The organism is Pseudomonas sp. Sample_11, assembly GCF_004307505.1.
Taxonomy (GTDB): Bacteria; Pseudomonadota; Gammaproteobacteria; order Pseudomonadales; family Pseudomonadaceae; genus Aquipseudomonas; species Aquipseudomonas atacamensis.
The window spans coordinates 14644-37323 of sequence record NZ_RCOD01000090.1; the positions used below are offsets into that span (position 1 = coordinate 14644).

Sequence of the window (22680 nt, forward strand, 5' to 3'; positions counted from 1 at the left end):
ACCCATGATTTTTTCTAGCGCCCCGGGCATCCGCCCATGGATCGGATTGCTGTTGACGTTGTTCAGCGCTGCGGCAGTGGCCGAAGTGCACAACATTGATGCCACCTTCGAGCCGGACTTTGCCAATCCGCAAAAAAATCAGTTCAAGAATCAGACCCCATCCGAGGGTTTCTGCCGTCAGGTACCGGCAACGTGCGAGTCTTTGGGGCTGTTCAGCCTGGTCGCGCGCATCCCGTTCGCCGCCAATGCGCCGATTCAGGCCAACCACGCCGATCCGCGCCAGGGTGGCATGGCCAAGGTGCCGTCCGACTGGAGGACTGTTTCGGTGACCAACGCTGCCGGTGATAGCCACGTTGTCGAGGTGAGAATTGCCGGTGTTGGTCACGAGGCGGGCTTCCCGTTGTCGGTCGTCGAGTTGACCGGAGGCGGCTGGTGGGATGACTTGTGGGAAGGCGGCGGCTGGGCCTACGCTCCGCCACCATGTCTGAGTGTCGGTACCCATACAGCGGGATATTATGGTTACAACAGTTTCTGGAGAGTTCCGGAAGGGGCGGGGGTCTGCGCCAAGAAAGCTCTGTTCGATATCCCGCTTGGCATGAACTATCAGTTTTTCGTCTACGCCTACGAACTGCGCACGCCGGATCCGCTGAAAATGGATGCTGGCGACTACACCGGTGCCATTACCTACACCGTCGGTCCGAACATGGATTTCGACATGGGCGATGTGATGATCCCGAACGACTCGATTCTGACCCTCAATTTCAATCTGAGGGTTACGCACACTATGAAGGTCGATATTCCTCCCGGCGGCAACCGCGTGGCGCTGCAACCGGTGGGCGGTTGGCAGTCGTGGCTGAACGAGGGCCGCAAGCCGACCCGGCTGATGCGTGACCAGACGTTCAATATCTCGGCCTCGAGCCGCTTCAAGATGAACATCGAGTGCCAGTACTTCTTCGTCAACGACTGCTTGATACGGGAACCGGGCACCGGCCATGCGGTACCACTGGAAGTCAGCGTCAGCCTGCCCAACGGGCTGACCGATGGCGCCGGACAAGCGGTCAATCGCCGGCGATTGCTGCGCGATGGCACGGGCACCGAGTTGTTTCAGCCGAGCTTTTATCTGGACCGCAAGGTGGGCACGCTGCATTTCGAAGTGGCCCGCGATGCGGTGGAAAGAATGATCAGGGAAGGGGAGGCGCGCACCTATTCGGGCAATGTCACGGTGATCTGGGATTCAGAGGTAGGTTAAGCGCGATTCCGGCCAAGCAGCCCATGCCAGTCTGGCTGCGTTCAGACGCCCGATCGGGCCCCAGCGTCTTGCGCGGCTGCACGGGGCCAGCCTGGCAGGACTCCTCGCGGTCTTTGCGACAAGCAAGAGCAGTAATGCGCTGTCATCCGGACAGGATTGCCAACTGCGCCGGCCCGGTGGTAACCACGGGGGGATTTTCCGCCGGACGACATTGCGAGTCACTGCCCGGTTGCAGATACGGCGTGAGAATCGGCGCCATGCCCTTGAGCACCTGCGTGGGCAGGGCCGAGGTGAACTTGAAGTTCTCCGCCGAGCGCCCCGGGACGAATGCGGTGAGGGTGCCGAAATGGTGATCGCCGATGTAGAACACGAAGGTCGCCGTGCGGTTGATCGACTTCGAACTGATGATCCGCCCGCCGGAGCCGATCGCCGCAATGCGGTTGTCGCCGGTGCCGGTCTTGCCGCCCATGGCCAGCGGCGTGCCGTCGGGCAGTTTGAAACTGCCCGACAACCGTTTGGCGGTACCGGCATCGACCACTTGCGACAACGCCTCGCGCATGGCTCTGGCCACTTCCACCGGCATCACGCGTTTACCCACGTGCGGGTCGTTGACCAGTCTGGTTTCGTACGGCGTATCGGCGGCGAAATGCAGGCTGTCGATGCGCAGCGTCGGCATGCGTACGCCGTCGTTGAGGATGGTGCCGATCAGCTCGGCGAGCGCGGCGGGACGGTCGCCGGAACTGCCAATGGCGGTGGCCAGTGACGGCACCAGGTGATCGAACGGGTAGCCGACTTTCTGCCAGCGCTGATGAATGTCGAGGAACGCTTCGATCTCGAGCATGGTGCGAATGCGGCTGTCGCGCGCGCCTTTGTGCCGGCTCTTGAACAGCCAGCTGTAGACTTCCTGGCGCTCGAAATGGCTGGCCTTGACGATCTCGCTGAAGGTCGCTTCCGGGTGATGCAGCAGATAACCCATCATCCACAGATCCAGCGGATGCACCTTGGCGATGAAGCCCTGATCAGGCAAATCGTAACTGCCGGGGCCATAGGAATCGTAGAGGCGGATCAGGCGGTCATCGGTGAGTTTCTCCTTGAGTTTGGCGCCTTTGAGGTGGGCGCGAACAAAGCTGTTGAAGTCTTCCTGGCTGGCATCCGGCAACAGATAACGGTGCACCGCCGCCATGCGAATCGGCGTCGGGCGGATGCTGTCGAGGAAAGTTTCCAGGCGCGCCTGGGTGTCCTTGTTCTTGTACTTCTTCCAGAACTTGAGCAGGAATGAGGTGCCTTCGCGGTCGGCGAAACTGGCCAGGTATTCCTGGCGGCGGGGGTCGCGGTCATCCTTAAGCAATTCGCCGTTGGGGCCTGAGTAGGTGGTGTAACGGACGATGTCGCGCATCAGCCGAATGAACGGCAGGTTGATCGACTCGCGCAGTGAATCGCGCAGGGTCGGCAGGCGACCGTTGTCCTCTTTGCGGAAGTTGTTGAATCTGTGCAGGCCGCCGCCGGTGAAAAACGCCTCGCCGGGGCTGGCCGAGTATTTGCGATCCAGCGCGGCGCCGAGCAGCTTCGACAGATCGTGATCCTTGTTCTGGATCAGGTAGTCGATGACCCAGCGGCTGAGGCGGTCCTGATCGGGCACTTCGACTTTTTTCAATTCTGGCCCGCTCATCGCGCCGTATTTTTCGTGCAGCTCGGCGACGATTTGCAGGTACGTGGTCAGCACACGCATTTTCGCCGTGGAGCCGAGTTCAAGCTTGCTGCCTTCGTTGATGTCGAACGGCTGATCGGTGCTGTCGGTCTGCACGCGTACGCGCGAGCCGTCCGGGGTCAGTTCGAACAGGGTGAAGCTGTAGCGCACTTGCGTGGTGCTGGTCGGCGTCAGCAGGCGTTCGCCGAGCAGGCCGATTTCGGCAGCGTAGACCGGATCGGCGAGTTTTTTCAGATAAGCCGTGGCCTGCGTTTGCAGGTCGCCCTGCAGGGTGCTGGTGGCTGACAGGTCGAGACGATCGAGGTCGTAAAGCGGCCGGTTGAGCATGCTTGCCAGGCGGCTGCGGGCAACGCTGATGCCTTTGTTGGTTTCAATCGGCTGCATCGTTGGCTGGGTCTGCCAGTCGCGGTAGGACACGGTGCTTGCCAGCGCGGCGTCGGCCAGAGCGCTGTCGATCACGCCGTTCTGCTTGAGCAGGCGCAGGTGGCTGTCGGTGAGGCTCGCCAATTCCTCGCGGCCCTTGGTCAGGTAATGCGAAGGACGGCGCTGGGCGATCATCAGCGAGAGCATTTCACGCAAGGCCAGGCCTTTGGCGGCCATGGTCTGCGGATCGGTCTTCGGGCTGTTCAGTTGCTCGTTGGCCTTGTTGAAATCACTGCCGTACCAGACTCGCAAACCTTCGGCCATGCCGTGCACTTCACCGTGGCCGGGTACCGCCGAGAGCGGCACGCTGTTGAGATAGTCGCGCACGATGTTCTGCCGCGAACCGAGGGTCTGCGGGCCATCCTGATAGGCGCGCACGCTGGCGGAAACCATCTGGCGGATCTTCTCCGCGCCCGACACGGTCAGGCCATCGGGCGAGTGGCGATACTTTTCCAGTTGCGTTGCCAGGGTACTGCCGCCGGCCGATTGCCCGGGCAGGCGCAGCAGTTTCGCCACTTGCGACCACGCCGCCATGCCGAAGCGCGGCCAGTCGACCGCCGGGTTGGCCAGCGGTTGTTTCGGGTCGAGGAGAAAGCGGTTTTCGATGAACAGCAAACTGCTGACCACTACCGGCGGAATCGCCGCGAAGTCGGCATACAGTTGCTGCGGATAGTTGTATCGATACAGCGGCGCGCCTCGGCAATCGGTGATCGACAGCCCGGCCTGAATCTTTTCCGAATACGGCACGAACAGGCCTTTGTCGGTGTAACCGAGCAGGGCAGGGGAGAAGCGTGTCTGCTCGGTGATCACGTAATTGCGCTTGAGCAGGCGCGGCAGGAATTCGTCCAGAGAGCTGTAACCCAGGCGCAGATCGAACGGCCCGTTGCCCGGATAACGAATCGCTTCGCTGGGGCCGGGTTCAAGTTTGTAGGTCAGCGAAGCGGCGTACTGGCTCAGCTCCCGCGCCTGGAAACGCGAGGTGCGCATTTCCTTGGACGCAGCGAGTCCCACCACCACCGCAATGATCAAAAACAGCAACCAGAAAGCCTTCCACCCGTGCCGGTTGCGACGGGGTTTTTCAGGGACAGGCGCTTCATTCACACTTTCAGTCTGAACCACGGTTTTACTCGAATCGGTTTGCCACAAAGCGCCCATAGTCGACTGATCCATTCACGCAGATTGATCGGACTTGTCTGAAGCTTAGACGGTGGTTGAAGCCGGTGAAAAAAATGTGAAGAGCGGAGCCGGTGCTTTATCTGAATAAAACTGGAACAAACACTGTGGCGAGGGGATTCATCCCCGTTGGGCTGCTAGCAGCCCCAAAACCTGCCACCACAGTTTCTACAGGCCCACCGCATGTGAGCAAATTGCGCCTGCTGCGCAGCCGAGCGGGGACTCCCTGTGGCGAGGGGATTCATCCCCGCTGGGCTGCAAAGCAACCCCAAAACCTGCCACCACAGTTTCTACAGGCCCACCGCATGTGAGGAAGTTGCGACTGCTGCGCAGCCGAGCGGGGATAAATCCCCTCACCACAAGGATGCTGTGCACATCCCGGGATGTTGTCTGTGTGAGGAAAGGACTCCCTGTGGCTAGCAGATTTATCAGTCATGCAGGGATTCCTTGTGGCGAGGGGATTCATCCCCGTTGGGCTGCAAAGCAGCCCCAAAACCTGCCACCACAGTTTCTACAGGCACACCGCGTGTAAGGAAGTTGCGCCTGCTGCGCAGCCGAGCGGGGACTCCCTGTGGCGAGGGGATTCATCCCCGCTGGGCTGCAAAGCAACCCCAAAACCTGCCACCACAGTTTCTACAGGCCCACCGCATGTGAGGAAGTTGCGACTGCTGCGCAGCCGAGCGGGGATAAATCCCCTCACCACAAGGATGCTGTGCACATCCCGGGATGTTGTCTGTGTGAGGAAAGGACTCCCTGTGGCTAGCAGATTTATCAGTCATGCAGGGATTCCTTGTGGCGAGGGGATTCATCCCCGTTGGGCTGCAAAGCAGCCCCAAAACCTGCCACCACAGTTTCTACAGGCACACCGCGTGTAAGGAAGTTGCGCCTGCTGCGCAGCCGAGCGGGGATAAATCCCCTCACCACAAAGATACTGTTCACATCCCGGGATGTTGTCTGTGTTTAGGGAAGGATTCCTGGGGCTAGCAGATTTATCAGTCATGCAGGGATTCCCTGTGGCGAGGGGATTCATCCCCGTTGGGCTGCAAAGCAGCCCCAAAACCTGCCTCCACAGTTTCTCCAGGCACACCGCATGTCAGCAAGTTGCGCCTGCTTCGCAGCCGAGCGGGGGACTCCCTGTGGCGAGGGGATTTATCCCCGCTGGGCTGCGAAGCAGCCCCAAAACCTGCCACCACAGTTTCTACAGGCCCACCGCATGTGAGGAAATTGCGACTGCTGCGCAGTCGAGCGGGGATAAATCCCCTCGCCACAAAGAGGCTGTTCACATCCCGGGAGTTTGTCTGTGTGAGGAAGAAATCCACCTATTCCATAGAACTATTGTGCTCAGAGCCAGTAGGCATCCCAAAGCGGGTAATCACCGAGGTTATCGACCAGCCCGGCTCGCAAAGGATTATTGATGATGTAGCGGGCGAAGGGCTCCAGGTCCTCGCCGTCACGGATCGCACGGTCGTGGTAGCCGGTTTGCCACAGCGGTCCGTGACGTCCGGTTTTTCTGTTAACCGCATGCGCACAGCGAGCCTTTACACCGCCAATGACTTCACCAAGTGAGCCGCGTTGCAATTGCATCAGCCAATGAAAGTGGTCAGGCATGACAACCCAGGCGATGGATTGCGCGACTCCTTGCTCATGAGCCCGGCGCAGTTCGGCAACCAGTAATCGGCCGGCCTGCCAATCTGCAAATACGGGCTGGCGTTCGTGGATGACGGCGGTGATGAAATAGGCACGACCGTTTTCCGAGAAACGACCTTGGCGCAGACGGTGGGAGTTGGGACGGACTGGCATGTGAGCTTCCTTGCATGTGCTCCTGGCTTTTTCAAAGGTTAGTGGTTGGCCGCCCCGGTCGGCGCTGCAACTGTTGAGCGAAATTTCTGAATCCGTCGGGCGATTTATCCGTGATCAAGCGAGGCGAGACATCACACAGTGGATCAAATGCCCTAGGGCTGAAACATGACGCTGCACCATCGCTGTGCAATACTTCGCGGCTTTTTCAGTGGCGACTTTTCCTACGTAATGCAGGTAATGCCTCTCCGCGGAACCCACTATTGCCGAGAGTTGTCGCTGAATGTTGTGACTTTTAGAGTGAAAAATCCTGCCCTGAGCTTTTTATACTGCACGCCCCGCTGATCTTTCAGGCCCGCCCTGCAAGACGCGTCAGCCCATGAAGCAGACGCGGTTTCCTGCCCAGCCAAGGCCTATCGGCCGACGCTTCGAAACCCGGTGGTCATATCCAATAACAAGACGAGGTTGTACCCCTATGCCAGTTGGCAATCCTCTGCCGCACGGCGACACCGCTTCGGGCGGTCCGCTCAAACGAGAACTCGGCGAACGGCATATCCGCCTGATGGCGCTCGGTGCCTGTATCGGCGTCGGCCTGTTTCTCGGCTCGGCCAAAGCCATCCAGATGGCCGGTCCGGCGATCATGCTTTCCTACATCCTTGGCGGTCTGGCGATCCTGGTGATCATGCGCGCACTCGGCGAAATGGCCGTGCATAACCCGGTGGCCGGTTCGTTCAGCCGCTACGCGCAGGACTATCTCGGTCCGCTGGCAGGCTTTCTCACCGGTTGGAATTACTGGTTTCTGTGGCTGGTCACCTGCGTCGCGGAAATCACTGCGGTGGCGGTGTACATGGGTATCTGGTTCCCGGATGTACCGCGCTGGATCTGGGCCCTGGCGGCGTTGATCAGCATGGGCTCGATCAACCTGATCGCGGTGAAAGCCTTCGGCGAGTTCGAATTCTGGTTCGCCCTGATCAAGATCGTCACCATCATCGCCATGGTCATCGGCGGCGTCGGCATCATCGCCTTCGGTTTCGGCAATGATGGCGTGGCGCTGGGCATTTCCAACCTGTGGGCCCACGGCGGTTTCATGCCCAACGGCGTGACCGGTGTGCTGATGTCGCTGCAAATGGTCATGTTCGCCTACCTCGGTGTCGAGATGATCGGCCTCACCGCCGGTGAAGCGAAGAATCCACAGAAGACCATTCCTGACGCAATCGGCTCGGTGTTCTGGCGGATTCTGCTGTTCTACGTCGGCGCGCTGTTCGTGATTCTGTCGATCTACCCGTGGAACGAAATCGGCACCCAGGGCAGCCCGTTCGTGATGACCTTCGAGCGGCTGGGCATCAAGACCGCCGCCGGTATCATCAACTTCGTGGTGATTGCTGCGGCGCTGTCGTCGTGCAACGGCGGCATCTTCAGCACCGGGCGCATGCTCTACAGCCTGGCGCAGAACGGCCAGGCCCCGGCCGGTTTCGCCAAGACCTCGAACAACGGCGTGCCGCGTCGGGCGCTGTTGCTGTCGATCGCGGTGTTGCTGCTGGGCGTAGTGCTCAACTATCTGGTGCCGGAAAAGGTCTTCGTCTGGGTCACCTCGATTGCCACCTTCGGTGCGATCTGGACCTGGGTGATGATCCTTCTCGCCCAGCTGAAATTCCGCAAAGGCCTGAGCGCCAGCGAACGTGCCGGCCTCAAGTACAAGATGTGGCTGTACCCGGTCAGTTCATATTTCGCCCTGGCGTTTCTGGTACTGGTGGTCGGCCTGATGGCGTACTTCCCGGATACCCGCGTGGCGCTGTATGTCGGGCCGGCGTTTCTGGTGTTGCTGACGGTGTTGTTTTACGTGTTCAAGTTGCAGCCGAACCAGGTTTCGCAAGACGCGGTGCGTTCGATTTCGTAAGTTCAAGCCGCTGAAAAAAACAAAGCCCCGGTCGCAAGATCGGGGCTTTTTTGGTTCACGCGAGCTGATCGCCAGTCTTAGGCCGCTACCACTTCCTGCGGCTCAAAACTGTCCGCCCGCGCCATCTGCCACATCCGCGAATAGAACTCGCCATTCACTTCGCCGGTAAGCAGTTCCCCCGGTTTCAGAAACACATGCAACTGCGAGAACAGTTTGATCTCGGTTGCCGACATGCGCCGCACCAGATGCTTGGCCGACAGTTGCGATGGATGATCGAGCCCGGCGGCAGCGAGCATCTCCGCCAGCGCTTTGAGCGTGCTGCGATGGAAGTTGTAGACGCGCTGGGCCTTGTCCGGCACCACCAGAGCGCGTTGGCGCAGGGCGTCCTGGGTGGCGACGCCGGTCGGGCATTTGTTGGTGTGGCACGACTGTGACTGGATGCAGCCGATGGCGAACATGAAGCCGCGCGCCGAGTTGGCCCAGTCGGCGCCAATGGCCAATACGCTGGCGATGTCGAAGGCGCTGACGATCTTGCCGCTGGCGCCGAGTTTGATCTTGTCGCGCAGGTTCAGGCCGACCAGCGTGTTGTGCACGAACAGCAAGCCTTCGCGCATCGGCACGCCGATGTGGTCGGTGAACTCGACAGGCGCTGCGCCAGTGCCGCCTTCCTTGCCATCGACGACGATGAAGTCGGGAAGAATGCCGGTTTCCAGCATGGCCTTGGCAATGCCCATGAATTCCCACGGATGGCCGAGGCAGAACTTGAAGCCCACCGGCTTGCCACCGGACAGTTCGCGCAGTTGCTGGATGAACTGCATCATCTCGATCGGCGTGGAAAACGCACTGTGGCGCGACGGCGAAACGCAGTCTTCGCCCATCAGGATGCCGCGGGTTTCAGCAATCTCTTTGGTGACCTTGTGCTTGGGCAGGATCCCGCCGTGGCCGGGTTTGGCGCCCTGGCTCATCTTGATTTCAATCATGCGCACTTGCGGATTCTGTGCCTGTACGGCGAAGCGCTCCGGGTCGAAACGGCCGTCGCTGGTGCGGCAGCCGAAGTAGCCGCTGCCCAGCTCCCAGGTCAGATCACCACCGTGTTCGCGGTGATACGGGCTGATGCTGCCTTCACCGGTGTCGTGGGCGAAGTTGCCGAGTTTCGCGCCCTGGTTCAAGGCGCGGATGGCGTTGGCGCTGAGCGAGCCGAAGCTCATTGCCGAGATATTGAAGATCGACGCCGAGTACGGCTGCGTGCACTGCGGACCACCGACAGTGACGCGGAAACCGTTCGGGTCACTCAACGGCGCCGGGCGCATCGAGTGGCCGATGAATTCGAAGCCGGACTGGTAGACGTCGATCAGCGTGCCGAACGGTTTGTCGGCGGTTTCGTTTTTCGCTCGCGAGTACACTAGCGAACGCTGCGCGCGGGAGAAGGGCAGGGCGTCGCTGTCGGACTCGAGCAGATACTGGCGAATCTCCGGGCGGATACCTTCGACCAGATAACGGATGTTGCCCAGAATCGGATAATTGCGGCGCACTGCATGGCGCGTCTGCAACAGGTCGAACACGCCGAGCAGGCTCAGCACCGCGGTGACGGCGCTGATCGGCCACAGCCAGTCATGTTCGAGAAAGGGCAGGCTGGCGAGGGTGAAAATCACGCAGACGGCAAAGAAGGCGTAGCGGCTCAGCAAAGACAGGCTCATACGGGTTCCTTGGTTCGGAATTCAAATTCAAAAGATCGCAGCCTTCGGCAGCTCCTACAAAGACAATTCATGCACTGATCTGTAGGAGCTGCCGGAGGCTGCGATCTTTTCAGGCGTTCTGCGCCTGCAGAAAAATCGAAAACAGCTCGGACTGGGATTTGATCCCCAGCTTGCTGTACATGTGTTTCTTATGGACTTTCACGGTTTCCACGGAGATTTCCAGCTTGCGGGCGATTTCCTTACTGGAACAACCGCTGAGCATCAAACGCCCGACATCCAGTTCCCGCGCGGTCAGTTGGGCGCCCTTGAGCTGTTGCACCGACGCTTCCAGTTGCACCCGCCAGTCTGCCTGCGCAGGTGCGACGGCGAGGGCCACGGTTTCGTTGATTTCGTAGGGCAGGCGCTGGCGTAGCAGGCCCAGCACCCACGGTTGAATCAAAGACAGCAAAGCGATCTGTTCGCCAGTGAAACGTTTTTCACTGCCCAGCGACAGGCACAGCGTGCGCTCGCCTTCGAGCTGGCAATTGAACTGGATTTCGTCGGCCACCACATTCAGACGAAAGTATCGCTGGTAGTACTCGGTCAGCTCGAAATGCTCCGGCGCGACTTCCGAGAGGCGATACAGGCCGGTGCGCGACTGCTCGCGGCAGGCAATGTAGAACGGATCGAGCAGATACAGCCCGCGCAGATAATCCTGGAACAACGGGTCCGGGCTGCCGTCCTCGCCGGGGCATTCGGCGAAGACTTGCGGATGCTGATCGGCGCTGAACAGCAGCACCACCCAGCTATCGAACGCCACGTACTGCTCAAGCAGGCGCACCAGTTGCGCCCAGAAATTCGGCTTGTCGAGCGCGTCGATCAATTGCCCGACGGCGCGGTGCCAAGTGATGTCATTCAACGAAAGTGTCATCGATCTACCCCTATCGGGTTACCCCGGCCGCGTGATTCCCTGGCCGGTTGCTTGCTGCGCATACTGGCCCACAGACAGGCACCGGGCAATCTTTCCGGGCCGGGCCACATAACAAGGGATAACCATGAAAGTCGAACTCGCCCAACTGGCGGGCCGTGACAACGACACGGCTTACAACCTGCAACGCGCACTGGCGGCGATTGCTGCCTGCGCGGCCGACACGCAGATGATCGTGTTCCCGGAAACCCACCTGATGGGCTTCCCCAACGCCGAAACCGTGGCGCAGATCGCCGAACCGCTCGACGGCCCGACCGTCAGCGCCGTGCTCGCAGCAGCGCGTGAGCGTGACATCGCTGTGGTGATCGGCATGGCCGAAAACGACAACGGCCGCTTCTACAACACCACGCTGCTGATCACCCCCGAAGGCATCGCCCTGAAATACCGCAAGACCCACTTGTGGGCTTCGGATCGCGGCGTGTTCGAAGCCGGCGACCGTTACGCCACCTGCGTGTGGAACGGTGCGCGCGTGGGCCTGTTGATCTGCTACGACATCGAGTTCCCGGAAACCGCCCGCGCCCTGGCGCAACTGGGCGCGGAATTGCTCATCGTCACCAACGGCAACATGGACCCGTACGGCCCGACCCACCGCACCGCGATCATGGCCCGCGCCCAGGAAAACCAGGCGTTTGCGCTGATGGTCAATCGCGTTGATGCAGGGGATGACGGTCTGGTGTTTGCCGGCGGCAGCGCGCTGGTCGATCCGTTGGGTGCGCTGCTGTTCGAGGCCGGACGCGAAGAAGGGCAGTTCAGGGTCGAGCTGGATTTCACGCAACTGGAGATTGCGCGCAAGGATTATCGCTATCTGGATGATCAGCGTTTGAAGTTGCCGGGGGAGGTGGTGGAGCAGGCTTCTGGTCTGCGCGAGCTGCTGATTCCTTGACCTGCTGTACCTGATCGTTCCCACGCTCTGCGTGGGAACGCAGCCCGGGACGCTCCGCGTCCCAAGAGCGGACGCAGAGCGTCCATTGAGGCATTCCCACGCAGAGCGTGGGAACGATCAGCCACACCCGAATTTTCGCCGAACCCGGCTCTGCCATAAATCCAATAACATTCGGAGTAAGTCGCCCATGGCTCGTTTGCAACGCACCCTTTCGCTAGGGTCGGTGGTGCTGTTCGGCATCGCCTACATGACGCCGATCATTGTCCTCGGCACTTTCGGCATCCTCGCCCAGTCCACCGCCGGCATGGTGCCGGCCGCCTACCTGGCCGCGCTGGTGGCGATGTTCTTCACCGCCATGAGTTACGGACGCATGGCCGCCGCTTTCCCGGTCGCCGGTTCGGCTTACAGCTACGTGCGCAAGGCAATCAGCCCGAAACTCGGTTTCATTGCCGGCTGGGCGGTGTTGCTCGATTATCTGTTTCTACCGATGGCGATCTGGCTGATCGGCGCCGCTTATCTGGCTTCGGCATTTCCGTCGATCCCGCAATGGATCTGGGTGCTGGCGTTCATCGGCATCACCAGTGCGATCAACATCGTCGGGCTGAAACTGGCCAACGGCATCAACGCCTTGCTGATGCTGGTGCAGTTCCTCGTGTTGATTGCCTTCGTTGCGCTGTGCGTGCACTACATCGGCGGCGATGCGAGCACGCCGCTGTGGTCAGTCAAACCGTTCTTCAACGGCGACATGCAGATGCCGCTGATCATGAGCGGCGCGGCGATTGCCTGCTATTCATTCCTTGGCTTCGACGCTGTGAGCACCCTGACCGAAGAGACCCGCGATCCACGCCGCACCATTCCCCGGGCGATCATGCTGATCACCCTGATTGGCGGCCTGATCTTCGTCGGCGTTTCGTACTTCGTGCAGATCGCTCATCCATCGTTCCAGTTCGACAGCGTCGACTCGGCAGCCTATGAAATTGCGCGCAATATCGGTGGCGACCTGTTCGTGTCGATCTTCCTGATCGGCCTGATCGTCGGCCAGTTCGCCTCGGGGCTGTCGGCCCAGGCCAGCGGTTCGCGACTGTTGTTCGCCATGGGCCGCGACGGCGTCTTGCCCAAATCGTTTTTCGGCACCTTGCATGCGCGCTTCGGCACACCGGTCAACAGCATTCTGTTGTGCGCGGCGGTGGCGTTGCTGGCGCTGAAACTCGACGTCACCACCTCGACCTCGTTCATCAACTTCGGCGCGTTCCTGGCGTTCAGCCTGGTCAACCTGTCGGTGATCTTCCATTACTGGATCGGCGGCGAGAAAAAAGGTCCGCGCGAGCTGCTGCTGTTTCTGCTCTGCCCGCTGATCGGTCTGGTCGCCGACCTGTGGCTGATGGTCAGCCTTGATCATCTGGCGGTGTGGCTGGGGCTGAGCTGGCTGGCGATTGGTGTGGTGTACCTTGCCGTGCTGACCGGTGGTTTCCGCCGCCAGCCGCCGGAACTGGATTTTCAGGAAGCGACCTGAGCTTCGTGGCTTGGCTTCACTCTGACGGGCATGGGATCCTTGGCGCTTTTGCGCCAAGGGAGTCCTTTATGTCGACCATTCATATCGCCGCTGCGCTGCTGCTCAACCCGCAAGGCCAGACTCTGCTGGTGCGCAAGCGCGGCACCACGGCCTTCATGCAACCGGGTGGCAAGATTGAAGCCCACGAGTTGCCAGTACACGCATTGGCCCGTGAGCTGGAAGAAGAACTCGGGCTGCAGATCGACCCGGCGCAGGCGATTTTCCTCAACAGTTTTTCCGCCCCCGCCGCCAACGAGCCGGGCTTCATCGTGCACGCGGAGATCTTCCAATTGACCATCGATACTTACGTGTGTCCGGCGGCGGAAATCGAGGAAGTCATCTGGGTCGATCCGGCCACTGATCCGGCGCTCGAGCTGGCGCCATTGACACGCGAGCACATCCTGCCGTTTTATCGCCGTTCACTGACTGCACTCGCCTGATCATTCCCGCAAAGGACGTTGCCATGATCCCGCTGCAAGACCTGCTGATCTTCGCCGCCGCTGCATTGCTGATGGTGCTGACGCCGGGGCCGAACATGATCTATCTGATCTCGCGTTCGATCTGTCAGGGGCGCCGCGCGGGGGTGACTTCGCTACTCGGCGTGGTCGGCGGATTCTTCGTGCATATGTTCGCCGCGGCGGCGGGTTTGACGGCAGTGTTTCTTGCCGTGCCGATGGCTTATGAAGTGTTGAAATGGGCCGGTGCGTTGTACCTGCTGTGGCTGGCCTGGCAAGCGCTGAAGCCCGGCGCACGTTCGCCGTTCGAAGCGCAGCAATTGCCGCCGGACTCGTCGCGCAAATTGATCACCATGGGTTTTCTCACCAGCGCACTGAACCCGAAAATCGCCGTGTTCTATCTGTCGGTGTTTCCGCAATTCATCAGCCCTGAGCACGGCTCGGTGTTCACCCAAAGCATCATCCTCGGCCTGACGCAGATCAGCGTCAGCTTCAGCGTCAATCTGTTGATCGCGCTGTTCGCCGCAGGCATCGCCTCGTGGTTTGTGCGCAACCCGACGTGGCTGGCGATGCAGCGTTATTTCATGGGCATGGTGCTCGGCGGCCTCGCCGTACGGCTGATGCTCGAACAACGGCGGACTGCCTGACATGTGGATCGAACGGCTGGACGCCAGTCACGCCCTGGTCTACCGCGAACTGATGCTTGAAGCCTATGACCGGCATCCGCAGGCCTTCACTTCCAGCGTGCGCGAACGCGCAGTGATGCCGTTGAGTTGGTGGGAAGGGCGCCTGACCAGCAAGCTCGATGTGGTGCTGGGGGCATTCGATGCCGGGACGTTGGCCGGGATTGTCGGCTTGGCGTTCGAACCGCGCGAGAAGGCACGACACAAGGCCACGCTGTTCGGCATGTATGTCTCGGCGGATTTTCGTCGCAAGGGTCTGGGCTTTGATCTGGTGCAGGCGGCATTGGCCGAAGCGCAAAAGCATCCGGCGTTGAAACTGCTGCAGCTCACCGTGACTGCCGGCAATGACGCGGCTTTCCAGTTGTACCAGCGTTGCGGCTTCATTCAGTACGGCCTCGAACCGCTCGCCGTACGAGTGGGCGAAGAGTATTTCGACAAGATCCACATGTGGCGCCAGCTCTGACCCAGCGATAATTTCCGCCTGCTGATCGTTCCCACGCTCTGCGTGGGAATGCAGCCCCCGGGACGCTCTGCGTCCCATCCAAAGCCGAACGCAGAGCGTCCGTTGAGGCATTCCCACGCAGAGCGTGGGAACGATCATCTCCTGCACAGCAGATCAGCGTACGGCGCTGACACCATCCAGGGTCGAAAACGAGGTGTCCTTGGCGGTCAGCAGGAAATCGCGCATGTACGGCGCATCAAGCATGTCCGTGCGAATCGCCGCGTACAGCGTCGCGAACAAGCCCTTTTCACCCAACCGTTTGCCCTTCACATAACCGCGCGAGCTGTATTCATGCAGCGCCCAGTGCGGCATTCCGCAGACGCCACGGCCGCTGGCGACCAGTTGCATCATCATCACCGTCAGCTCAGAAGTGCGCACCTGCGCCGGTTCGATGTCGGCCGGTTCGAGGAAGCGGGTGAAGATGTCCAGGCGATCACGCTCGACCGGGTAGGTGATCAGCGTTTCGGTCAACAAGTCTTCGGGAACGATGTACGGCTTGCTCGCCAGTGCATGCTGGTTGGCCACGGCGAGCATGGCTTCGTAAGTGAACAGCGGCACGTAAGTGATGCCGGCAATTTCCAGCGGATCGGAGGTCACCACCAGATCCAGATCGCCACGGGCCAGTGCCGGCAGCGGGGCGAAAGCAAAACCCGAAGCCAGGTCCAGCTCGACTTCCGGCCAGGCATCGCGGAACTGGTCGATGGTCGGCATCAGCCACTGGAAGCAGCTGTGGCATTCGATCGCCATGTGCAGACGCCCGGCGGTGCCACCGGCCAGCCGACCAATGTCCCGTTCCGCAGCACGCAACAGCGGCAGAGTGGCATCGGCCAGTTGCAGCAGGCGCAGACCGGCGCTGGTGAAGCGCACCGGTTTGGTCTTGCGCACGAACAACTGCATGCCCATGCGCTCTTCCAGCTCTTTGAATTGGTGCGACAGTGCTGACTGTGTCAGATGCAAACGGTCGGCGGCGTCGACCAGGCTGTCGGCCTCGCGCAGGGCATGCAGGGTTTTCAGATGTCGGATTTCAAGCACCGGCGGGCTCCATGAAGAAAACTTGTGACGAATGCGGGGAAGGTGAGTTTGTCTCATGACGTTGGCTTTGTCGATCTGCCGGCCAGGTTCCGGCGATGCAATCGACAGCCGACCGCTCGGCACTCTTCATCAAACTGTCATGCAACTGTGGCAGCGCGCTCGCACGAACTTCATCAGACTCGCGCTCTACTGGGGTGCTGCGTTTTGGTGTTTTTCATGTTCAAGAGATTGTTTTCAGTCGCGGCCGCGTTGGCCGCGCTTTTGTTCGGGGCCGGCTCGTTTGCAGCCGGACGCTGCGATGTCAACGTGCCGACCGAGCACGCCGAGCTGGCGCAGGTCAGTCTTGCCTATCAGAGTATCGGCCGTGCGTCAGACCCGGCGCTGTTGCTGGTCATGGGCCTGGGTGGGCAGTTGATCCACTGGCCGGACGAAGTGGTTGTCGCTTTGTGCCAGCAGGGTTTCCGGGTGATCCGCTATGACAACCGCGACGTCGGATTGTCGACTTGGCGGCAGGCACCGATCGAGGCCAATCTGACCTTCGAAGTGCTGCGTTACAAACTCGGTCTGCCGGTGTCGGCACCTTATAGCCTGACTGACATGGCTGACGATGCGCTGGGTTTGATGACCGCGCTGAAGGTCGAGCAATTCCACGTGCTCGGCGCGAGCATGGGCGGAATGATCGCCCAGCACATGGCGGCGATGGCGCCGCAGCGGGTGGAAAGCCTGACGCTGATCATGACCACTTCCGGCGCTGAAGGCCTGCCGGCGCCGAGTGCGGCGCTGGTGCAGTTGCTCTCGCGCCGAGGCGCGCCGAACCGCGAAGTGGCGCTGGAGCAACAGGCCGATCTGCTCGCGGCACTCGGTAGCCCGGCGGTAACCGATGATCGTCAGGCCTTGCTGCAACAGGCGGCGGCGTCCTACGACCGTGCATTCAACCCCGAAGGCGTCAAACGGCAAATCATGGCGATACTTGCCGAACCCAGTCGCGTGGCTTTGCTCAATCAACTGCGCGTGCCGACCCTGGTGGTGCATGGCACGGCAGATCCGCTGCTGCCGGTGATGCACGGCGTGCATCTGGCGGCGCACATTCAGGGCAGTCAGTTGAAACTGATTCCGGGACTCGCGCATCGCTTTCAGGAGGCGTTCAAGGAACCGTTGCTGGCGGCGGTGCTGCCGTATCTGCAGGCGCATCGCGAGGACACTTCGCATTGGGCTCGGGTCGATCCGGCGGCGCCGAACAATCTGCTGTAAGAGTGCGCCAGCATCCTGTCGCCAAAAAAATATCAATGTGCCGCTATTGTTTGCCGCGTTGTTGCCGATAAGGCGCAGGAACGTTTTCAGACATAGGGACTTGATCCATGATTTTTCGCGCTACACGTCAATGGGCCGCGCTGGCTCTGCTCGCCGTACTGACTCTCACCGGCTGCGCCCATGTGCAACCGCCCGTGGCCCTGGACAAACAGTTCTGGGATGCCAAAGAGCCGACCATCGGTGTGGCCATTACCGTCGTACCGTCGCCAGTGCTGGCGCTGACCGGCAATCAGGGCATCCTCGATTACGCCATTAATGCCGGCGTCAACAGCAAGCTCAGCGCCAACGTCGAAACCTGGCAAGTGCGCGATCTGGAAACCCTGCCCGACGCCATCGTCGCCAAGCTGCAAGCCAAGGGCTACAAGGCCAAGCGCATTGATGAAAAGGTCGATCTGAAGACCTTCAAGGAAGTCGATTTCCGCGAGGGCTACATGACCAAGGACCTGTCGCCGATGAAAGCTGCCCACGGCATCGACCGTCTGTTGCTGGTGTCGATTTATGCCACCGGTGCGACCCGCAGCTACTACAGCATCGTGCCCACCAGCGTGCCGATGGCCCAGGTCGGCGGCCAGGGCATGGTGATCGATCTGTCGGACAACAAACTCTTGTGGTACCAGCCATTCGCCGCTGTGCAAGCCGCGCAAGGTGAGTGGGACGAGCCGTCCTACACCAACCTGTCCAACGCGTTTTATCAGGCGATGGATAACAGCCGGCAGCAAATGATCGCCCCGTTCGCGCAATGAAACGTCTGGCGCTGACCATTGCGGTGATCTCGCTGCTGGCGTTGCCTGGCTGTGCGCAGAAACCGGCACCCGAGGCCGGTTTCAAGGATCAGGCCGCCATGAGCTATGTGCAGGCTCACGGGCTCAAGGTCGACGTGCAACTGCCGGCGGAATTCGTCGGCGCCAGCACGGTGATCGACAGCAAGGCGGCAGTGAACGCGGCCAATTCCAGCTACACACTGGTGTCGAGCTCCGGCGCGGGCGCCGGGTTGGCGGGGATTCTGGTGGCCAGCCTGATCAACACGCAAATGGGTTCCGGTACGTTGCAGCGCGATGCCGAAAAAGCCGCGCTGAACGAATCGCGGCCGCTGGCCGACCTGCTTGCTGGCGTGCCGTTGCAGGAGCGCTTGCAACAGCGTTTTCAGGCGGCGTCGCAGGTGTCCGGATTCAAGCAGGGGGAGGGTGCGGTGACGGCACGCTTGCTGATTGAACCGAAGCTGATGCTGACGCCCGATCGCGGCAGTTTCGTGCTGGTCAATCAGGTGCAATTGCAGGATATCGCCGGCTCGCCGCTGTACCGCATGCGCATCGAAGTGGCCAGTCAGCCGATCCGTCGTTGCGGCAAGCAATGCATCGATGACGGCGCCCTTGACCTGGCCAAGGTCACCGCCGCGCTGGATGAATGCATTGACGAATCCATGCGCGTATTGAGCGCCGACCTGATGCAACCGACGCCACCGCCCGCCGCGCAGGAAACCCTGCGTTACGTGCTCGACGGCCAGCGCGTGGTCGAGCGCGGTTATCAACTGGCGCAAAACGGCAACTACTGGCGCTACCGCAATCTCTACGGTGCGGTGAAGTCAGTGCCAGTGCCGTTCGAGGATGCTCTGTCGTCCGCGCAACTGGCCAGAGTCTACGGTCGCTAGAGGCTGATGCGCGTGGGTTCAGGCATGCAGCCGGACCCACACGCTCACCAATACCGTCGCCGCTATCAGCCACGCCACCGCCGCCACCGCCAATGACGCTTCCAGGCGCATGCGGTCGACCATCACATACAGCGTCGCCAGATACACGAAGTAGGGAATGATCGACCACATCCCGAACACGATCGTGGTCTTCAGATCGTCGACCGAACGGCCCTTGCCGACGATGTAGTGCGCAATCAGGGCAAAGGTCGGGAACAGCGGCACCAGACCGGCGATGTAGTAATTTCTGGTCTTGGACAGTGCCGCGAGGATCAGCACCACTGCGGCGCCGATCGCGGCTTTGAGAATCAGATCCATCAGTGGCTCAGCCCGTACTTTTTGACTTTGTCGAACAGCGTGGTCTTGGCCATGCCCAGTTCCTGGCTGGCCTGGGTCAGGTTGCCGCCGCTGCGTTGCAAGGCGTCGACCAGCAGATTGCGCTCGAACGCTTCCACCGCTTCGGCAAACGCCAGACCCTGGCCGGCGCTGGCCCCGGATTTCTTGAAAGCCGGCAGGCCGAGGGCGAAGCGTTCGGCGACGTTGCGCAGTTCGCGCACGTTGCCCGGCCAGTCGTGGCTCATCAGGTTCGACAGGGTCTGGTTGTCCAGCTCCGGCAGCGCGCGGTCGAAGCGCAGCGCCGATTGCTGGGTGAAGTGTTCGAACAGTTGCAGGATGTCTTCGCGGCGTTCGCGCAGCGGCGGCAATTCCAGGGTCACGACGTTGAGGCGGTAGTACAGGTCGCTGCGAAACTCGCCGGCCTTGCTCGACTCATCGAGGTCGGATTTGGTCGCCGCAATCACCCGGCAATCCACTGCCACGCTCTGGTTCGAGCCGAGCCGTTCGAGGGTGCGTTCCTGCAATACGCGCAGCAACTTGATCTGCAACGGCAGCGGCATGCTTTCCACTTCGTCGAGGAACAGCGTACCGCCGTCGGCGTGCTCGATCTTGCCGATGCGGCGTTTGCCGGCGCCAGTGAAGGCGTTGGCTTCGTGGCCGAAGATCTCGCTTTCAAAAAGGTTTTCCGGCAGGCCGCCGCAGTTCAGCGCGACGAACTGTTTGCTGTGGCGCCGACTGAAATCGTGCAGGCAACGAGCGACCAGTTCCTTGCCGGTGCCGGTCTCGCCTTCGATCAAGACGTTGGCCGAAGTGTCGGCGACGTTGGCGATCAGTTCGCGCAGGTTCTGCATCGCTGGTGAACGGCCGATGATCCGCCCTTCAAGGGAGTCGCGTTCAGCCAGTTGTCGACGCAACGAGGAAACCTCGCGGGCGAGGCTGCGTTGCTCCAGCGCCCGTCGCGCGACATCGACCAAGCGTTCCGGCGAGAAAGGTTTTTCCATGAAATCGTAGGCGCCTTTCTGCATCGCGCCGACAGCCATGGAAATGTCGCCGTGGCCGGTGATCAGCACTACCGGCAGGCTGCGATCACGCTGCTTGAGGCGGGTGAGCAATTCCAGGCCATCGATGCCCGGCAGGCGGATGTCGCTGATGACGATGCCGGCAAAGTTGTCGCCGACCTGCGCTAGCGCTTCTTCGGCACTGCCGACGCCGATGCACGGAATGTCTTCGAGGGTCAGCGCCTGTTGGCAGCCGAGCAGCACATGGGGGTCGTCTTCGACAATCAGCACACTGAGTTCGGGGTTCATATTGGCTCGGCAGAAAGAGGGCTTACCAACGGTAAACTGAGGACGAAAGTGGTGCCACCGCCGGCCGGGTGTTCAACACCCAGGTGCCCGCCGGTAGCGGCGGCGAGGCTGGCGGACAGGGTCAGGCCCAGGCCCAGGCCTTGCTCGCCGGGTTTGGTGGTGAAGAACGGTTCGAACAGATGCTTGCGCGCTTCGGCGTCGATGCCGTGGCCATTGTCGCGCACCCGCAGGCGATACTTGCCGTTGAATTCTTCACCCTCCAGCCACAGCTGCGGCTGCGGTTGCGCGTGCATGGCGTCGAGGGCGTTGCCGATCAGGTTGACGAGGATCTGTTCGAGGCGGGTCTGATCGATCAGCAATTGCACATCGGCAAACTGCCGGTGAATCTGCAGCGCGGTGTTTTCCACGCGCGCGCCGAGCACTTGCAAGGCGGCGTCGACGGCTTTGCCGAGACTGGCCTGACCCTTGTTGTCGCCGCGCCGGGCAAACGAACGCAGGCTGGCGGTGATCCGGCCCATGCGGTCGATCAGGTCGTTGATGGTCTTGAGGTTGGTGCTGGCGACGTCGAGCTGGCCGCGCTCGAGAAAGCGCACGGTGTTGCCCGACAGCGTGCGCATCGCCGCCAGCGGCTGGTTCAGTTCATGGGCAATGCTGGTCGACATCTGGCCGATGGCGGCGAGTTTGCCGGCCTGCACCAGTTCATCCTGAGCGCGGCGCAACGTCTCTTCGGCCTGGCGGCGCTCGCGGATCTGACTCTTCAGGCGTTCGTTGCTGGCGCGCAGATCGGCGGTGCGTTCGGTAATCCGACGTTCGAGTTGGCTGTTGGCTTCCTGCAACGCTTCGCGGGCGGCGAGGCGGGTGGCGAGGACTTTGCGCCGCTCGTTCCAGGCAATCAGCAGGAAGGCGAACAGGGCAAACGCAACGGCCACCAGAATGCCTTGGTTGATCGCTTCGCGGCGCAGGTCCTGCAACGGCGTGAGCAGGGTGAAATTCCACGGCGTGTCACTCAGCAGTCGGGTTTGCGCCAGATAGCTGATGTCGTCTTCGTCGGGCTGCAATTCGCTGTTGGCCGGGAAGGTCAGTTTCTCCACGCCTTCGGCCAGTGTCTCGCGGGCCAGCGGTTGCAGTTCGTTGAGTGGAAACCAGTAGTACTGCAGGCTGCGAGCGAGTTTTTCCTTGACCTCGTCGCTCAGCGGAATCACCGATTTCAACCGTCTGGCCGGGTCGCTGGAGAGAATGATGATGCCGTTCTCGTCGCTGACGAACGCCTCCAGACGCGCGCGCTGCCAGCGCTCTTCCATGGCTTCCAGACGCACCTTGACCACCGCGACACCGATGATCTTGCCGTGCTCTTCGAGGCCGTGGGCAAGGTAGTAACCGGGTTCGCCGTTGGTGCTGCCGATGCCATAGAAGCGCCCGGGCTGGCCGCGCACGGCGTCCTTGAAATAGGCGCGGAAGGACAAGTCTTCACCCAGATAACTGTCGACATCGCGCCAGTTGCTGGTGGCCATGACCCGGCCGGTGGTGTCCATGACGTAGATGGCCCGGCTGCGGCTGCGGCGGTTCAGGCCTTCGAGGTAATCGTTGACCGTCTGCCGGTGCTCCGGGGTCGGGTCGGCCAGCAACTGCGGCACACTGGTTTCGAGTTCCAGCAGACTGGGCAGGTAGGTGTATTTGCTGATCTCGCTTTCGACCGCGCGGGCGTGCAGTTCCAGCTGACGCTGGCCGTTCTCGCCGAGGCTGCGGATGCCGAAGTGTTCACTGGTCCAGAAGCCGATAAAACCCAGCCCGACCATCAGGGCGATGATCAGTGGCGGCAAGAACAGATGACGGATCAGACGGGGCTTCACGGCAAGTGATGGCTCTGCAGCGCGATAAAGAGTGGGGTCGCATTTCATCACAGATGCCTTGGGTCAACCACAACACTTGTTTGTGCCTGTGGCGAGGGGATTTATCCCCGTTGGGCCGCGAAGCGGCCCCAAAACCATCACTGCGGTTTAACTGAAAGACCGCATGCACAG

18 protein-coding genes are annotated in these 22680 nt (G+C 61.0%); 10 read left to right on the forward strand and 8 right to left on the reverse strand.

The genetic code is table 11. The features are described 5' to 3' along the window. Positions 1–4: 4 nt before the first annotated feature. Positions 5–1249 carry a hypothetical protein gene (locus tag D8U60_RS24090; protein WP_130901103.1) on the forward strand — a complete coding sequence of 415 codons (1245 nt, stop codon included), beginning with the start codon at positions 5–7 and terminating at the stop codon, positions 1247–1249. A 142-nt stretch (positions 1250–1391) separates the two neighbouring features. On the opposite strand, the gene D8U60_RS24095 is transcribed toward D8U60_RS24090, so the two are convergent. Both D8U60_RS24095 and D8U60_RS24100 read right to left on the reverse strand, forming a co-directional pair. Further along, positions 1392–4535, reverse strand: a complete 3144-nt coding sequence (locus D8U60_RS24095) for a transglycosylase domain-containing protein (RefSeq protein WP_130901104.1) — start codon at positions 4533–4535, stop codon at positions 1392–1394. A gap of 1359 nt (positions 4536–5894) precedes the next feature. After that, the gene (locus D8U60_RS24100; RefSeq protein WP_130901105.1) at positions 5895–6353 is read right to left on the reverse strand and encodes a transposase; all 459 of its coding nucleotides are present in this window, start codon (positions 6351–6353) and stop codon (positions 5895–5897) included. A 472-nt stretch (positions 6354–6825) separates the two neighbouring features. On the opposite strand from D8U60_RS24100, the gene D8U60_RS24105 reads away from it, so the two are divergent. After that, complete coding sequence (locus D8U60_RS24105; RefSeq protein WP_130901106.1) at positions 6826–8247, forward strand: amino acid permease; 1422 nt, start codon at positions 6826–6828, stop codon at positions 8245–8247. Between the two features lie 77 nt (positions 8248–8324). On the opposite strand, the gene D8U60_RS24110 is transcribed toward D8U60_RS24105, so the two are convergent. Then, on the reverse strand, positions 8325–9944 hold the full coding sequence (locus D8U60_RS24110) for an FMN-binding glutamate synthase family protein (RefSeq protein WP_130901107.1): 1620 nt from the start codon (positions 9942–9944) through the stop codon (positions 8325–8327). Between the two features lie 109 nt (positions 9945–10053). Further along, positions 10054–10854: a LuxR C-terminal-related transcriptional regulator gene (locus tag D8U60_RS24115; RefSeq protein ID WP_016773377.1), complete on the reverse strand. Its 801-nt coding sequence runs from the start codon at positions 10852–10854 to the stop codon at positions 10054–10056. A 124-nt stretch (positions 10855–10978) separates the two neighbouring features. Between D8U60_RS24115 and D8U60_RS24120 the strand changes: the two genes are divergently transcribed. The 5 genes from D8U60_RS24120 (at position 10979) to D8U60_RS24140 (ending at position 14947) form a co-directional block, all read left to right on the forward strand. Then, a complete protein-coding gene (locus D8U60_RS24120; protein ID WP_130901108.1) occupies positions 10979–11794 on the forward strand; it encodes a carbon-nitrogen hydrolase family protein in 816 nt (271 codons plus the stop codon). 187 nt (positions 11795–11981) lie between these two features. After that, positions 11982–13307, forward strand: a complete 1326-nt coding sequence (locus D8U60_RS24125) for an APC family permease (RefSeq protein WP_130901109.1) — start codon at positions 11982–11984, stop codon at positions 13305–13307. Between the two features lie 68 nt (positions 13308–13375). Beyond that, entirely contained in the window at positions 13376–13786 is a 411-nt protein-coding gene (locus D8U60_RS24130) for an NUDIX domain-containing protein (RefSeq protein ID WP_130901110.1), read from the forward strand. A gap of 23 nt (positions 13787–13809) precedes the next feature. Then, complete coding sequence (locus D8U60_RS24135) at positions 13810–14448, forward strand: LysE family translocator (RefSeq protein WP_130901111.1); 639 nt, start codon at positions 13810–13812, stop codon at positions 14446–14448. A gap of 1 nt (position 14449) precedes the next feature. Beyond that, complete coding sequence (locus D8U60_RS24140) at positions 14450–14947, forward strand: GNAT family N-acetyltransferase (protein ID WP_130901112.1); 498 nt, start codon at positions 14450–14452, stop codon at positions 14945–14947. A gap of 153 nt (positions 14948–15100) precedes the next feature. Here D8U60_RS24140 and metR read toward each other — a convergent pair whose 3' ends face one another. Continuing rightward, on the reverse strand, positions 15101–16018 hold the full coding sequence (gene metR, locus D8U60_RS24145; protein WP_016773382.1) for a transcriptional regulator MetR: 918 nt from the start codon (positions 16016–16018) through the stop codon (positions 15101–15103). 216 nt (positions 16019–16234) lie between these two features. Between metR and D8U60_RS24150 the strand changes: the two genes are divergently transcribed. From D8U60_RS24150 to D8U60_RS24160, 3 genes are all read left to right on the forward strand, one after another. Next, positions 16235–17269 (forward strand): alpha/beta hydrolase, encoded by a 1035-nt coding sequence (locus D8U60_RS24150; RefSeq protein WP_130901113.1) that lies wholly within the window; start codon positions 16235–16237, stop codon positions 17267–17269. 107 nt (positions 17270–17376) lie between these two features. Then, positions 17377–18072 carry a hypothetical protein gene (locus D8U60_RS24155; protein WP_024014168.1) on the forward strand — a complete coding sequence of 232 codons (696 nt, stop codon included), beginning with the start codon at positions 17377–17379 and terminating at the stop codon, positions 18070–18072. Further along, entirely contained in the window at positions 18069–18977 is a 909-nt protein-coding gene (locus tag D8U60_RS24160; RefSeq protein ID WP_130901114.1) for a hypothetical protein, read from the forward strand. Before D8U60_RS24155 ends, D8U60_RS24160 begins: the two co-directional genes overlap by 4 nt. An 18-nt stretch (positions 18978–18995) precedes the next feature. Here the strand turns inward: D8U60_RS24160 and D8U60_RS24165 are convergent, their stop codons facing one another. The 3 genes from D8U60_RS24165 to D8U60_RS24175 are packed head-to-tail and all read right to left on the reverse strand — an operon-like array spanning position 18996 to position 22557. Further along, a complete protein-coding gene (locus D8U60_RS24165) occupies positions 18996–19325 on the reverse strand; it encodes a GlpM family protein (protein ID WP_172834034.1) in 330 nt (109 codons plus the stop codon). Between the two features lie 8 nt (positions 19326–19333). After that, positions 19334–20659, reverse strand: a complete 1326-nt coding sequence (locus D8U60_RS24170; RefSeq protein ID WP_024014166.1) for a sigma-54 dependent transcriptional regulator — start codon at positions 20657–20659, stop codon at positions 19334–19336. Continuing rightward, positions 20656–22557, reverse strand: a complete 1902-nt coding sequence (locus D8U60_RS24175; protein ID WP_056790048.1) for an ATP-binding protein — start codon at positions 22555–22557, stop codon at positions 20656–20658. Before D8U60_RS24175 ends, D8U60_RS24170 begins: the two co-directional genes overlap by 4 nt. Positions 22558–22680: the final 123 nt, after the last annotated feature.

Excerpts from the sequence above, each read along its gene's own strand:
- D8U60_RS24130 (WP_130901110.1), top strand. The coding sequence starts at position 13,376 with ATGTCGACCATTCATATCGCCGCTGCGCTGCTGCTCAACCCGCAAGGC.
- D8U60_RS24140 (WP_130901112.1), top strand. The coding sequence starts at position 14,450 with ATGTGGATCGAACGGCTGGACGCCAGTCACGCCCTGGTCTACCGCGAA.
- D8U60_RS24105 (WP_130901106.1), top strand. The coding sequence starts at position 6,826 with ATGCCAGTTGGCAATCCTCTGCCGCACGGCGACACCGCTTCGGGCGGT.
- D8U60_RS24160 (WP_130901114.1), top strand. The coding sequence starts at position 18,069 with ATGAAACGTCTGGCGCTGACCATTGCGGTGATCTCGCTGCTGGCGTTG.
- D8U60_RS24150 (WP_130901113.1), top strand. The coding sequence starts at position 16,235 with ATGTTCAAGAGATTGTTTTCAGTCGCGGCCGCGTTGGCCGCGCTTTTG.
- D8U60_RS24100 (WP_130901105.1), bottom strand. The coding sequence starts at position 6,353 with ATGCCAGTCCGTCCCAACTCCCACCGTCTGCGCCAAGGTCGTTTCTCG.
- D8U60_RS24175 (WP_056790048.1), bottom strand. The coding sequence starts at position 22,557 with ATGAAATGCGACCCCACTCTTTATCGCGCTGCAGAGCCATCACTTGCC.
- D8U60_RS24170 (WP_024014166.1), bottom strand. The coding sequence starts at position 20,659 with ATGAACCCCGAACTCAGTGTGCTGATTGTCGAAGACGACCCCCATGTG.
- D8U60_RS24155 (WP_024014168.1), top strand. The coding sequence starts at position 17,377 with ATGATTTTTCGCGCTACACGTCAATGGGCCGCGCTGGCTCTGCTCGCC.
- D8U60_RS24135 (WP_130901111.1), top strand. The coding sequence starts at position 13,810 with ATGATCCCGCTGCAAGACCTGCTGATCTTCGCCGCCGCTGCATTGCTG.
- D8U60_RS24090 (WP_130901103.1), top strand. The coding sequence starts at position 5 with ATGATTTTTTCTAGCGCCCCGGGCATCCGCCCATGGATCGGATTGCTG.
- D8U60_RS24125 (WP_130901109.1), top strand. The coding sequence starts at position 11,982 with ATGGCTCGTTTGCAACGCACCCTTTCGCTAGGGTCGGTGGTGCTGTTC.
- D8U60_RS24115 (WP_016773377.1), bottom strand. The coding sequence starts at position 10,854 with ATGACACTTTCGTTGAATGACATCACTTGGCACCGCGCCGTCGGGCAA.
- D8U60_RS24110 (WP_130901107.1), bottom strand. The coding sequence starts at position 9,944 with ATGAGCCTGTCTTTGCTGAGCCGCTACGCCTTCTTTGCCGTCTGCGTG.
- D8U60_RS24120 (WP_130901108.1), top strand. The coding sequence starts at position 10,979 with ATGAAAGTCGAACTCGCCCAACTGGCGGGCCGTGACAACGACACGGCT.
- D8U60_RS24095 (WP_130901104.1), bottom strand. The coding sequence starts at position 4,535 with ATGGGCGCTTTGTGGCAAACCGATTCGAGTAAAACCGTGGTTCAGACT.